Origin of the sequence: Leptolyngbya iicbica LK (assembly GCF_004212215.1) — a bacterium.
In the GTDB taxonomy this organism is placed as follows: domain Bacteria; phylum Cyanobacteriota; class Cyanobacteriia; order Phormidesmidales; family Phormidesmidaceae; genus Halomicronema; species Halomicronema iicbica.
Genome location: NZ_QVFV01000002.1, coordinates 917,330 through 931,467 on the forward strand (window position 1 = coordinate 917,330; position 14,138 = coordinate 931,467).

A 14,138-nucleotide genomic window follows, 5' to 3' on the forward strand; every position below is an offset into this window, starting at 1 on the left:
TTATTTTTTTGTCTTAATCTTTGGCGGTGACAGCGCCGAAACTGAGACTCGCCGCTAGAATGGGCATCGTCTCAGCTCGTCTGGGGCTAAACCTGAGTGCTGGCCAGTGCTGTGTCAGCCAGTGTAGCCCCGCTCTCTATGCTCTGGACGCTAGTTCCAGGCGCGCTAGCTCCCTGTTCAAGGGGACGGCGACAGCAGAGACGCCTCAAGCGATCGCACAGTGGGCAATCGGCATGAGGTGCTGGGGCGATCGCACTGTTCGTAACGAGTCAAGGTGAAGGGCAAGTCATGGCAAATCAATGGGCTCTCCTCATCGGCATTAACCAGTACAAAGCGCTGCAACCGTTGATGTACGCGCAGCCTGACGCCGTGGGACTTCGCAACTTTTTGGTCGACGAGTTAGGGGTGCCAGTCAATCACTGCACCTTATTGACCGATGTCTCAGCGGCCATTGAGCCCCACGCCTATATGCCGTTGCGCCAAGAGATTGAGCATCAGCTGGAAACGCTCTGCCGCGACCAAGTGCAACCTGGCGATTTGCTCTGGGTCTTTTTTAGCGGCTGCGGGCTGACAGAAGCCGGACAAGACTATTGGATGACGCTGGATGCAGAACCAACGAATTTGTCAGAAACCGCGATTCCGGTGTCGCAAATTTTCAAGATTTTGAGTCAGGCCCAGACCGACCAGATTGTCTTGGCGATGGATATGAATCGGAGTCAGGGCGCGGTTGGTCATCGCGATATTGGCACTCAGACCCTCACCCTGGCGAAAGACTATGGCATCACGACCTTCTTGTCCTGTCAGCCGGAGCAGTTTTCTCACGAGACGATGTATGTGAAACACGGTCTCTTTACCAAAGCCATGCTTGAGGGGTTGCGGTATCACGGCTGTGTCACGGCCTCACAACTGGGTGAATACTTGGCCAGCCGCGTCCCCGAACTCTGCGAACACCACTGTCGCCCTCCGCAAAATCCGGTGATGGTCGTGCCGCAAACGCAAAAATTCATGATGGTGGTGCCCGCTGACGGCCTCGCCAACCTTTCACCAACGGAAAATTTGACGGCGATCGATGAGGCGACGCTGGCCACTGTCCCGGCCAACAACAATGTGCCGCCGGTATCGCCCGTCTCACCTGCATATGCCAGTGAGGACACTTCGCCCGCCGATGATGAGCCGCTCCCCCTCCAGTCTCAACCGTCTCCGGAGCCCTCGCCATCCAGCATTGAGCGGGTGACCGCTGTGCAAGATGACTCGTCAGACACGGCTAGCGGGATGAGTGGCCTCTGGAAGTGGGGGGCATTGGCAGCCGCCATTGCATTTTTGGCAGGGGTGTTTTTCCGGTTTCAACCCATCCTCTTTGGCGAAGGCGAACAGACGGCCAGCGACACCCCCGCCGACGTGGTGGGCGACGATCCCGAGGGAGCTGGTGGACCAGACGGGGAAGCCGTACCTGAGGACGGCACCGCTCCGGCAGACGCTCCCCCAGCGGCAGAAAATGACGCGGCCGCACCGACTGAAGCTCCGCCTGAACAAGAAGACCCGATTGAGCGGGGTAATACGGCCCTGCAACGCGCCGAGGAAGCCCTTGAGGCCCAACGCTATGGCGAGGCGCGGGCGTGGCTCGAGCAAGTACCTCCTGAGGTGCAAAACAATCGCTATCAAGACCTGCTGCAATCGGCCAATAGTGAAGTCGCGGAGGCGGCGGTACGGAACCAAACCATTCTCAGCAATGCCCGTCAGGTTTTACAGCCCACATCGGCGTCGATGTTTAATGACGCGATTGAGCAAGCCCGACAGGTCCCGCCTGAAGATCCTTACTATGAGCAGGCCCAAGCCGATATTAAACGGTGGGGACGGGTCATTCTCGATTTGGCCGAAGGGCGCGCCGCCAGTGGCAATATTGTGGGCGCGATCGCAGCCGCACGCCTCGTTCCTGAAGATCAGCCCGAACTCACCACCCTGGCCGCCCAACGCATCCAAAGCTGGGAGCAACAGATCGCCAACCAGGAACTCATTCAACAAACCCAAAATTCGCTACAGCCGGGACAGGCCAGCAGCTATAACGATGCCGTCCGCACCCTGGAGCAAATTGAACCCGGTCAACCGGGCTATGAGGATGCCCGAGCTCGCATGCAGCAATGGGGACAGGATATTCTCGCGATCGCTCGCGCTCGGGCGGCCCAGGGCGACCTTGGCGGCGCGATCGGGGCCGCTCGACTCGTCCCCGAAAGCACGGATGCCTACGCGGCAGCCCAGGAAGAGATCCAACGCTGGCAAGCCCAGTAAAGGCGCGGCATGACAACGACAGGCCCATTCCGGCCAGTAGCGGGTAGATGAGTGTTGCCAGCGTCGCTGGTTCAGCGCTGGCACTGGGTTGATTCGGCCAGTGATCCATTCAAGCGGCGTTGGGCAAAGTCTCAAAGAGCAAGATTACAGGCGATCGCTGACTCGTGCACAAAAAGCAGCATCGGGCCTGAGGCCCAGCTCGAATCACAGTAAACGCCGCCCTGGATTGACTTGAATCAATCCATCCGGGATTTCACATTTATAAAAACGCTAATAACCAGTAAAATTTGAGTAACTGATGTTCTTCCACCGACAAACCGCCAATCGCGGGGCGCAATATCGGTAGGATGGATCTTGATTTCGAGCGCTGCTCTGTTGACGCACAACATAGGTATCTGGACATGACCGCAGTCACTTCTAAGCCAACGGCCCCTGCATTTTGCGATGGCATTCAGCTTTTTGCTGATGCGCTCCCGGATTTTGACACCTACGGCAAAACGCCCGCCATTGGTGAGGGACAGGCTGCGATCGCTTCCCCTACGGACGCCGCGGCAGTGTATCAAACCATGTTGGCGGCGGATGCTTTGCGGTATCTCACGTTGCAGGTGACGGCGAGCAAACAGTCAGGGCACCCCGGCGGCTTTGCCAGTATCGCTGACGGCATTGCGGCGCTGACCATGCTAGGCCATAAAAATATCGTGACGGAAGTCGGTCATCACGCTCCTGGCTTTTACAGCACCGTGTTTCTCGATCGCTCCCTGGAAGCGATGGGCATTGAGACCGTGCAGCAGATGTGCGATCGCTTCCGTGAGACCCACGGGTTGTTGGGCCACCTGTCCGGTCAGATTCCCGGCTTGCTGAGTCCCGCTGGTCCCTTAGGCCAAGGCCAGCACTTCGCGATGGCGGGGGCCAAGCTGCACCCTGGCGTCCTCTTTCCCGTCACCATTGGCGACGGCGGGCTGGGCGAACCCTACATCATGAGCAGCTTTGGCCACTTCCACACGGCCTATCCCCAAGTCACCAACTTCTTGCCGGTGTTGGTGTGGAACGGCTATTCCCAAGAGCACCACAGCATGGTGTCCACCCAGTCCAACGAGACGATGATCGCTTATTGGCGAGCCAATGGGTTTAAAGAAGTCATCTTGGTGGATGCCAAAGATTTCGACGATGCCAATCAGCCGGGTGCTTACGTCGACAGCACCGCTTTTTCGCAACAGCAGCGCTTGGCCTTTACTCAAGCCGTGCTCGAAGCGACCGATAAAGCAGCCAAGTCGGCCCTAGGCGGCACGCTGACCGTCCTGATTATCAAGCAGCTTAAGGGCGCAGGCGTTCACAAGCGGGGGGCAAAATCCCACAACTTGTATCCGGGCGATAGCCTCGACAAAGACTACATTGTGGAGGCGCTCAAGGCACGGGCTTTGACGCCTGGTGCGTGGGATTTGGTGCGCACTAACTTGGTGCGATCGAATGGCGGGCCAAACTCCACTACAGCGGTGACGGAATCTGTCCTGGCCTTGCCCGATTTAGGGACTCTGCCACTACAAGAATTTGCCGTGGGCGGTGATAAGCAAGTCGCCACCACCGCCATGGGGGTACTGGTGGGCCACGTCGGTCAGCAAGATCCGCAATTCATCGTGACCAATGCTGACGGCAACGCCGCTTCGGGGATCAACAACATCAACCAGGCGCTCAAAATCATTCACCCGACGACGGATGAAACCTATTTTCAGCAGCCTCAGGGCCAGGTATACGAGCCGCTGAGCGAAGATGCCTGTGCTGGATTAGCGGCGGCTCAGGCCCTATTTGGGGCGCGATCGCTCTGGTGCTCTTACGAATCGTTTGCCATCAATGGCCTGCCCATTTGGCAAACCGTCACCCAGGCCATGGCGGAACTGCGCCGTCCGACGCCCTCGACCATTACCCTCTTTACCGCAGGGGCGCTAGAGCAGGGTCGCAACGGCTGGACCCACCAACGCCCCGAGATCGAAAACTATTTCGCGGGCATGATGCGCAATGGCAACATCTTCCCGCTGTTCCCCATTGACGCCAACAGCATCCAGGCTTGCTACGAGTGGGCGCTAGGCACCTTTAACAAAGGCATCACGATCACCGCCAGCAAATCACCGCTGCCGGTGCGGACGACTCTGGCCCAAACCCGCACCGCCTTGGAGAAAGGTGCCATTGAACTCAGCTCAACGAGCGGCAGCAAAACGGTGGTCTTTGCGGTGATTGGCGATATGACGCTGATTCCAGTCTTGGAAGCCGCCGAACAGCTCACCGCTGCGGGCATGGGCGTTCGCGTGGTCTCGGTCGTGAGTCCGCGACAGCTCTATCGACCCAATGACGTGGCTTGGGATAGCGTCTCTGAGCCCGATGGTAACTTCCTCAGCGATGCCGAATTCGCCGAGTTGTTTGACGGCGATGCCTTAATTGGCGTTACGGGCGGTTCTTCTGCCATGTTGGAGCCGATTATGTTGCGCAGCAATACGCCCCGCGACACCTTTGCCTGGAAGCGCGGTGAAACTGCTGCCAGCGCGGCCCAGGTCATGGCCATCAACGGCATTACGGCGGAAAACTTTGTTAGCCGCGCCAAGGAATTGCTGGGGTAAGCGACGATTGGATCACTTGGTTTAGCCAGCGTTGCTGTCGGGGCGAATGACCACTCGTCCCGACTCTGCTGCGATCGCAGTCAGCCTCACCTAAGGACGCTGTTGCTTACCCAGAGCAGACAAAATCCTGATCGGTCGCCGAGAGCGATCGCCTGGGTGAGACAATGTATTCGTTGCAACCCAAAATTTCAGAATGAAGCATCCTCTAATTGCCCTCTGCCTGACCGTCTTGCTGTGGCTAGGGCTGGCTCAACCCAGTTGGGCAGCGCTCCAAGAAGACATTGATCTCCTGAAAGAGACCAAAGACTGTCCTGTTTGCATTTTGGATGAAGCCGACTTAAGCGGTCTGGATTTGAGCGGCGCCAACCTCAAAATCGCCACCCTGACCGATGCCAACCTGAGTGGAGCAAATCTCTCGAAGGTCGATTTCATGCTGGCGTTTATGGATAACGCTAACCTCAGCGGGGCTAACCTCCAGGGAGCTCAGATGAATGGCACGCAGTTAGCCAACGCTAACTTCTCCGGGGCGGATTTACGCGGATCTGATTTGTCTCAGGCCAACATGTTAGATGCTGATCTGTCGGATGCCAATTTGGAAGGTGCGGTACTGTTGGCGGTCAAATTAGGGCAGGCCAATCTCAAGGGCGCAAATCTTAAAGACGCCAATCTGCGGGGGGTCAACCGTAGCATGGCGCTGTTTTGTAATACGGTGATGCCGGATGGTTCTCTGGCCAACCGCGACTGTGAATAATCGTCGCCCTTAACCATGGGCCACGTAATGGCAGTGCCGTTCCACTATCGCGCAGTGGAGATCGCTCAAGCGGCGGCTGAATCCTGATTGACGCTTGCTTGGCCCCAGCACCAGCGCACCAGTTCTAAGATGGATGAATCGAAGACGTTCCATACCCCCAGAGGCACGAGGGATTGCAGCCATGACCACGACTCAACCGCGCGATGTGCAAACACTCACCATCGCCGCTGATACTGAAGTGATGCGATCGCGCAGTTGGCAGCGACTCCGCTTCGAAATCGAATATGCCTTGGAACGGGGCACCACCTCGAATAGCTATCTAATTCGGGGCAATCGCCTGGCGCTCATCGACTTTCCCGGCGAGTCCTTTACCGAAAGCTTTGTGGCGACGCTCGAACAGCAGATCGATCCCGCCCAGTTGGACTACATTATCCTGGGGCACATCAATCCCAACCGTGCCAAAACCCTACAAGTCCTGTTGGAAAAGGCACCCAACGCCACCATCGTCTGTTCCAATCCTGCCGCCAAAGCGTTAGAAGATTTACTGGAAAGTCAGACCTCCAACATTCAGGTCGTGAAAGGGGGCGAAGCCGAAATTGACCTGGGAAAAGGTCATCAACTCCGGTTTTTGCCCGTGCCGACCCCCCGCTGGCCCGAAGGGTTGTGGGTTTATGACGAATACACGCAGGTGCTTTTTAGCAATAAGTTTTTTGGCATGCATCTCTGTGACGATGCTGTCTATGACTTGAGCTGGCAAGACTTGCTGAGCGATCGCCGCCACTACTACGACTGCCTCATGGCCCCCAATGCCCGCCAAGTCAGTGTCGCCCTCGAAAAGCTGGAATCGCTGACGGTGCGGATGTTTGCACCGGTGCATGGTCCCGCTGTTCGCTACCACACTCGCGACTTACTCCAGGCCTATCAAACCTGGAGTCAGCAGCAAAAAGGAAAAGAGCTTTCCGTCGCGTTGATTTACGCCTCGGCTTACGGCAATACCGCCACCATTGCCCAAACGCTGGCCCACGGCATCACCAAAGCGGGTGTCGCAGTGGAGTCCATCAACGCGGAACAGACCGCTCCTGAAGAAATCAAGGCAGCACTCGAAAAATCTGCCGGGTTCCTCATCGGTTCACCCACCCTCGGGGGACACGCCCCCACCCAGATTCAAACAGCCTTGGGGATCATTCTTTCCACGGCTTCGAAGACCCAGTTAGCCGGCGTATTTGGCTCATTTGGCTGGAGTGGGGAAGCGATCGACCTACTGGAGAACAAGCTCAAAGACGGCGGCTACAGCCTGGCCTTTGATCCGATTCGCGTTAAGTTCAAGCCCACCGAATCGACCCTGCAATATTGCGAAGAAGTGGGTACGGACTTCGCTCAAGCGCTCAAAAAAGTGAAGCGTGCCAAGGCCCCCCGCACCCCCGCCACCTCAGTCGAACAAGCCGTGGGTCGCCTGGTGGGTTCCCTCTGCGTCGTCACCACCCGCAAAGGTGACGCTAGCAGCGCGATGTTGGCATCTTGGGTGTCACAAGCGACCTTCACCCCTCCCGGCTTCACCGTCGCCGTGGCCAAAGACCGGGCCATTGAGTCCCTGCTATATCCAGGCAATCCCTTTGTGCTCAACATTTTGGCAGAGGGCAGCCACCTTGGCCCGATGAAGCATTTTTTGAAACCCTTTGGCCCCGGAGAAGACCGCTTTGCAGGCATTGAAATTCAGGATGCCGAGAATGGCTGTCCCGTCATACAGGATGCGATCGCCTTCCTGGAATGCGAAGTTGCTAATCGAATGGAGTGCGGGGATCACTGGGTCGTCTATGCCACCATTCAAAATGGCGAGGTGCTCAAGCCTGACGCGAAAACCGCCGTCCACTTCCGCAAAACCGGGACGCACTACTAATGGTCTGACCACTGACCAGTACAATATCTCCAAGATCGCAACTCAGCGCGATTTCAATTTTGTAAGGGTGATGATCAGCAGTCATGGAGCGAGCGAAATCTGAGCAGCCATCGTTTCAAGTAGGGATTGTGTTAGCTGCCTACAATTGCGATCGCACCTACTTTAAACAGCAGCTTGAATCTATCAAGCTCCAAACCTTTTCAAATTGGATTTGCCTCATCACCGATGATGGTTCTGCGCCTGACATTCAAGACTTTATTCGCACCGAAATTGCTGACGATGCGCGGTTTATTTACTACGTTCAACCGCAAAATTTAGGCGCTTATCATAACTTTGAATCTGGCATTGAATATTTTAGCGATCGCCCGGAGATCACCCATCTGGCATTTTCCGATCAGGACGATATTTGGCATCCTGAAAAGCTCGAAACTCTACTCCGTGAAATTGAATCCCAAGATGCCCTACTGGCACACTCTGATTTAGAGCTCATTGATAGTCAGGGGCAGCTGCTCCATTCGTCCGTTTGGGACTACGAAAAACGCTGTCCTGAAAACCTGAACTCGAAATTGCTGTTGCTGCGCAACTCTGTCACCGGATGCACTGTCATGATTCGGCGAATCTTAATTCCCGATCTGTTGCCATTCCCTAAGCAACATAGTTCAACCGCCTGGTATCACGACCACTGGATGGCTCTTGTAGCCTCCCATCGAGGTAACATTGCCCATCTCCGGCAGCCTTTAGTTCAGTATCGGCAACATGGCGATAACGTTGTCGGAGCCCGAGAATTTGCAGGAACCATTCGCGTTGAACTCGAAGAATGGTTAGCTAAAAGAGGGCGTCTCACCCTCAAAAGCTACTCCATTCATGAGGCCCTGAGCCGAGCATTCTATCAGCGCTTTTATCCACCCCAAATTGCCAGTAAACTCAATCCGATTCCGGAGAACAGAATCGATTTCGGTTGGCCAATTTTACAGCTAGGTGTTTATAGTGTTTTTAAAGGATACGGAGCCCGAGGATGTGCGCTGCGTTTATGGGTCAATAAATTTGTGCTTGACTGGTTAAAAGTCAAAGACTGGTTCTTTGAGCGAGTATTGATATTTAGCTCGAAGTGAGTAATCCAAACGTTTCGATTATTATTGTCAACTACAACGGCGGCGATGTGGTCATCGATTGCCTGACGTCCATTTTTCAAAATTTGGACACTGCAAGCATTGAAGTCATCGTGGTCGATAATGATTCCCGCGATCGCAGTCCTGATTTCATTGAGCAGCAATTTCCCACAGTTAAACTATTGCGCCAGGCTAAGAATTTAGGCTTTGGTGCAGCGAATAATATTGGCGCACATCACGCTCAAGGCACGCATCTATTCCTACTCAATTCTGACACCCTCATTCAGCAAAATATTCTGCCCACTTTGGTGAATAAGCTAGAGTCTTCTCCCCGGCTGGGCATCGTCGGGCCGCGTTTGCTGAATCCTGACGGTAGCTTCCAACTTTCAACCGCTTATGCAATCGGCTTATGGGGAGAGTGGCGCACACTGCAAGCGGTGCGAAAGTATCGTCAACCCGCCCTTCGAGCAGCTCTGGCACAGCAGTATCAGGCTGATCGGGATGTCGATATTCTGGTCGGGGCGGCGATGTTGATGCGGCGATCGCACTTCTTCGAGATTGGCGGCTTTGACGAAAACTTTTTTATGTATTTCGAAGAGTCCGATTTGTGCCAGCGTTTTCGCAATGCTGGATATCATTTACTCTACACGCCAGACGTTGCTCTGATTCATATCGGAGGCTTTTCCGTTGCCCAAGTCGCAGGCAAAATGGCCGCCGAATATCGCCGCAGTCAGCGCTACTACTACAAAAAGCATCGTCCCCAGTGGGAACAGTGGGTGCTGCACTGTTATCTTGCCTTCAAGCAGTGGCAACAGCGACAGCGCACCTAGCAAGAGTCGATGACTTTCCCCATCAAGACTCCTCAGACTGTACTAGGATGAGAGTCTAGAAGTGAACCTTAAACAGCATTTCCGTTCAGTTCTACAAACCTTTTCGGCTGGGCAATTTAGGCTTTATGGGCAACACATTTGGACATCTTTTTCGCATCACCACCTTTGGCGAGTCCCATGGAGGTGCCGTAGGCGTCGTTATTGATGGATGTCCACCCCAAATTGAAATTACCCCCGAAGAGATTCAAGTAGAACTTGATCGCCGCCGTCCGGGCCAGAGTAAAATCACCACTCCTCGCAAAGAAGCCGATCGCTGCGAGATTCTGTCTGGCGTCTTTCAGGGCAAAACGTTAGGCACCCCCATCTCCATCATGGTGCGCAATAAAGACACGCGCCCCCAAGACTACAGCGAGATGGCGACGACCTATCGCCCCTCCCACGCCGACGCGACCTATGACAGCAAATATGGCTTTCGCAACTATCAAGGGGGCGGGCGTTCATCCGCGCGGGAAACCATTGGCCGGGTCGCCGCTGGTGCGATCGCCAAAAAAATTCTCCAGCAATACGCTGGGGTCGAAATCATTGGTTACGTCAAGCGCATCCAAGACATCGAAAGCGTCATTGACCCTGACACCGTCACCCTAGAACAGGTAGAAAGCAACATTGTCCGCTGCCCCGATGCCGAAGCGGCTCAACATATGATCGACCGCATTGAGCAGATCCGCGATCAAGGCGATTCCATCGGTGGCGTCGTCGAGTGTGTGGCTCGCCGCGTCCCTAAAGGACTCGGTTCTCCCGTGTTTGACAAGCTTGAAGCCGACCTCGCCAAAGGCGTGATGTCATTACCTGCCAGCAAGGGATTTGAACTCGGCTCTGGCTTTGCCGGCACATTGCTAACCGGCAGCCAACATAACGACGAGTACTACACCGACGAAACAGGCAACTGGCGTACCCGCACGAACCGTTCTGGCGGCACCCAAGGCGGCATTACCAATGGTGAAAACATCATCATTCGCGCCGCATTTAAACCGACTGCGACAATTCGCAAAGCGCAAAACACCGTGACTAACGACGGCACTGCCACCGTTCTGGCAGCTCGGGGGCGGCATGATCCCTGCGTTTTGCCCCGTGCCGTACCAATGGTAGAAGCCATGATGGCTCTAGTACTTTGCGATCACCTGCTGCGGCACCATGGTCAATGTCGACTATTCAGCTAAAGCGAGACATAGTAGTGAAAGGCATTTGGACGATCTGCGTTCCCGCGCGCGACTGTCAACGCGGTCAGGATGGAAACAATCGGTGTAGTTTATTTTCAGGTGTCAGCTTAGTATCCAAGCCGCCCAGTATGCTCTCCACAGAGGACCCGTCGAGCAGTTCCGTGCCTGCCTACATTCCTTTTCTGGAAGGTATTTCACCAGTAGGGAGCATCTATTTGTACACTTATCATCATGATGGCATTTTAAGTTATTCGGTCACCTTTGTGAGTGCGCACATTAGCGGCGCGATGATACCATCCTTGGAGCAAGACCGCTTTATATACACCCGCTTTATATACAAAAGATTATGACAATTCTAATTACTGGTGCAGCTGGTTTTATAGGCTTTCATGTTTCTCGAAAGCTATTAGACGCTGGACAAGAAGTTTATGGTATTGACAACCTTAATGATTACTACTCTGTACAGTTGAAGCGCGATCGCTTGGCCCAAATCACAGCCGATCCTAAGTTCACGTTCCAGAAAATAGATTTAAATGATCGTTCTGGCGTTGAAAAATTATTTAGTCAAAATTCTTTTACTCATGTCATTCATTTAGCTGCTCAAGCCGGTGTTCGCTATTCATTACAAAATCCGTATGCCTATGCAGATAGCAATCTTTCTGGCTTTCTCAATATTCTTGAAGGATGTCGTCACAGTGCTGATTTACAGCATTTGATTTTTGCGTCTTCCAGCTCAGTATATGGAGCCAATACCAAGGTACCGTTTTCAACCCAAGATGCGGTTGACCATCCAGTATCTTTGTATGCAGCAACCAAAAAAGCAAACGAACTGATGGCCCACGCCTACAGTCATCTATACAACTTTCCAGTAACTGGATTGCGCTTCTTTACTGTCTATGGACCATGGGGGCGTCCTGACATGGCGTACTTCAAATTCGTCGATGCGATCGCTCATGGACGCCCCATTGAGGTCTACAATCAAGGACAAATGAAGCGTGACTTTACCTACATAGACGACGTTGTTGAAGGCATAATTCGCTTGTTAGATCACTTACCCAATCAAGTTGCCACCAATAACGAGATTAATTCCAAAGCTCAGTACAAAATTTATAACATTGGCAATCATCAGCCTGTAGAGCTAATAGCTTTCATCGAAGTCATCGAAAAGGCGATGGGCAAATCAGCCAAGAAAATCATGAAGCCTATGCAGCCAGGAGATGTCGTTGCGACTCATGCAGATATCAACGACTTAATGATAGACATTGATTTCAAGCCAGCCACCTCAGTCGAAAATGGCATTCAAAAATTCATCGAATGGTACCTCTGCTATTATAAAGAATAGCCCTAAATCAAAACTTTCTAAAACTGAAAAGAGCGAGCGACGATGATAGAGAAGTTCAAAAAACTTGCAAGTCTCCTTAGAGGATGTTTGATAAATCGCTCAGTCAGTAAAAAAGCTCACTCGCCATAAGCTGAAGATACGAACCATCAGCCCTNNNCCAGTGAGGCATTCATCTACCTCGCTATGATTCGGATTATGGTGCGACGCTTAGCCTAATTTGATACCTCGGATGAATTCTCAAACATCCTCTTACTGGTTGGCTGACAAAAGATCAGTCAGGAGCATACTTGTCGGTTTGAACTATGAATTCCAGGCGACAGGGCCGTCGCTGATGTTGGGGATACTGCTGGTCAGGGCTGGCCCACGTCTGCAGCTTGACGGGCAGGTCAGCGAGGCTTGAGTTGGTTGCAGTTGGGCCTCCGAGAAATTGCCCAACGCGCTTATCGGCAACTGCCGTTGCCCCCGCTCACGCCCCTCCCCCAACGTAGCCCACCCAAAGCCTATGCTTCACACTGGCAACGATTCGAGCAATTGTGCCGCATTGAGTTCTCGAAAGTGACGACTTTCTCACGATGAGACTACCGATACTTTACTCTCAAAACTTTTCTGCACCAGTGAGGTGCAAAACCTGAGCGGAGAGAGAGGTAGCCATAGCATCAATACTGTAATGCTGAATACATCGCTCTCTGGCCCGATATCCCTTATGTCGGGCAGCTTCTGGATTATTCAAAATCTCAGCGATTTTATGAGCCATTGCTTTACTATCTCCAGGTGGAACAATATAACCAGTGTCACCGAGAATCACTGGAATATCACCTACTGAAGTAGCTAAAATCGGCTTTGCCATCGCCATTCCGTCGGTGAGTTTGAGTGGAAATTGAGCCTGAGCTGCCGCAGTATCCCTCTGAGGCACAACGATAATATCGGCGGCGGAGACAATTCTAGGCATTTCTTCATAGGACAACTTAGGCAACTGAATGATGTATTGCCCCCAACGCTCATGCAATTGCTGATCATAGTCATCGTAGGGACTACCGCCAACAATAACCAACCGTAGGTTTGGCTGCTTCAAAATTTCCAAGGCAATTAGTAAGTCTTCTAAACCTTTATATGGACGTGGAGCTCCTGGAAACATTAGAACCTTATAATCTTCCAGTCCAAACTGTTGCCGACTGCTAGCACTGTCATACTTTTCAGGGTTAAACTGATGAATATTCTTACCATTGGGAATACAGATGCCGCCAAATTTATATTGTAGGAATGAGGTGTGTACTGTGACGGCATCAGCTTGTGAAATCCGCTTCTCCATCTGCTTCAGATAGACAGGATTATCAGGTTGTCGCAATGCCCCATTCGGCTTTACTAGATCTCGATAACGCTGTCTGAAAGAGGGTTGATAACGCCACTGGTCACCACCATGCCAACTCATTTCCCAATCATCAATATCTAAAATCAGCGGCTTTTTATACCATTTTTTAGCCAACAGACCGACGCCAAAGCTACTTGCTTTCGTCTTATAGGCATAGATGATATCGCCTTCGATCGCTTGTATTAAGCATCGAGCTGAGTTCAAAAAGCGAGGATATTGAGTCTGGGGAAATCTTTTGATCGTTACTTCAGGTGCAATGGACAAAGGAATATTGTCATTAGTAAACCCTAGTATCTCAACAGCTATCCCCAATTGCCGCAGGGCTGTTGCCAATAGAAATGGTCGAACAGCACCGCCCCAGCGACCTGCACCTTCTGCCGATAAATCACCGACAATGATCGAAACTTTACTCGGCCAAATTTTGTTGTGGATAGTTAAGTTATCTTTTTTTATATTCAATTCGCCTTCTCCCTGAACTTTTACAGGCATAGAACCTCAAAGGGACAAGTAAACTGGAACATTACAGTTACGCCATTCTGAACTCGGAAAGCATTTAAATTAACAGGCTGTCCAACCTAATTGGCAAGATGAACAATGTTTGTCTTTTAAGTATGAAAGCACTGAAGGTCAGCAAGCAGTGAATTTCAATCACTTGAAGCAGCTCAGCCACAATCCTCTCTGTCAGAACGACCGCACTTGAAAGTCTTGCTAGTCAGTGATTCCGCTTA

General features: G+C 52.7%; 9 protein-coding genes. 8 read left to right on the top strand and 1 reads right to left on the bottom strand.

The window, feature by feature from the left end; all coding sequences use genetic code 11:
• The first annotated feature begins 288 nt into the window (after nucleotides 1-288).
• The 8 genes from DYY88_RS11065 (at nucleotide 289) to DYY88_RS11100 (ending at nucleotide 12,041) form a co-directional block, all read left to right on the top strand.
• Nucleotides 289-2,286, top strand: a complete 1,998-nt coding sequence (locus DYY88_RS11065; protein WP_039727989.1) for a caspase family protein — start codon at nucleotides 289-291, stop codon at nucleotides 2,284-2,286.
• Between the two features lie 401 nt (nucleotides 2,287-2,687).
• On the top strand, nucleotides 2,688-4,895 hold the full coding sequence (locus tag DYY88_RS11070) for a phosphoketolase family protein (protein ID WP_039727988.1): 2,208 nt from the start codon (nucleotides 2,688-2,690) through the stop codon (nucleotides 4,893-4,895).
• Between the two features lie 193 nt (nucleotides 4,896-5,088).
• On the top strand, nucleotides 5,089-5,646 hold the full coding sequence (locus tag DYY88_RS11075) for a pentapeptide repeat-containing protein (protein WP_039727987.1): 558 nt from the start codon (nucleotides 5,089-5,091) through the stop codon (nucleotides 5,644-5,646).
• Nucleotides 5,647-5,827: 181 nt separating this feature from the next.
• Nucleotides 5,828-7,543, top strand: coding sequence for a diflavin flavoprotein (locus DYY88_RS11080; RefSeq protein WP_039727985.1), 1,716 nt, complete (start codon nucleotides 5,828-5,830; stop codon nucleotides 7,541-7,543).
• A gap of 83 nt (nucleotides 7,544-7,626) precedes the next feature.
• Nucleotides 7,627-8,655: a glycosyltransferase family 2 protein gene (locus DYY88_RS11085; RefSeq protein WP_039727984.1), complete on the top strand. Its 1,029-nt coding sequence runs from the start codon at nucleotides 7,627-7,629 to the stop codon at nucleotides 8,653-8,655.
• Nucleotides 8,652-9,482, top strand: coding sequence for a glycosyltransferase family 2 protein (locus DYY88_RS11090; protein ID WP_044151311.1), 831 nt, complete (start codon nucleotides 8,652-8,654; stop codon nucleotides 9,480-9,482). Before DYY88_RS11085 ends, DYY88_RS11090 begins: the two co-directional genes overlap by 4 nt.
• 125 nt (nucleotides 9,483-9,607) lie before the next feature.
• On the top strand, nucleotides 9,608-10,699 hold the full coding sequence (gene aroC, locus DYY88_RS11095) for a chorismate synthase (protein WP_039727983.1): 1,092 nt from the start codon (nucleotides 9,608-9,610) through the stop codon (nucleotides 10,697-10,699).
• Nucleotides 10,700-11,045: 346 nt separating this feature from the next.
• Entirely contained in the window at nucleotides 11,046-12,041 is a 996-nt protein-coding gene (locus DYY88_RS11100) for an NAD-dependent epimerase (protein ID WP_039727982.1), read from the top strand.
• A gap of 595 nt (nucleotides 12,042-12,636) precedes the next feature.
• Here the strand turns inward: DYY88_RS11100 and DYY88_RS11105 are convergent.
• Nucleotides 12,637-13,899, bottom strand: a complete 1,263-nt coding sequence (locus DYY88_RS11105) for a glycosyltransferase family 4 protein (RefSeq protein ID WP_084607114.1) — start codon at nucleotides 13,897-13,899, stop codon at nucleotides 12,637-12,639.
• Nucleotides 13,900-14,138 lie beyond the last annotated feature (239 nt).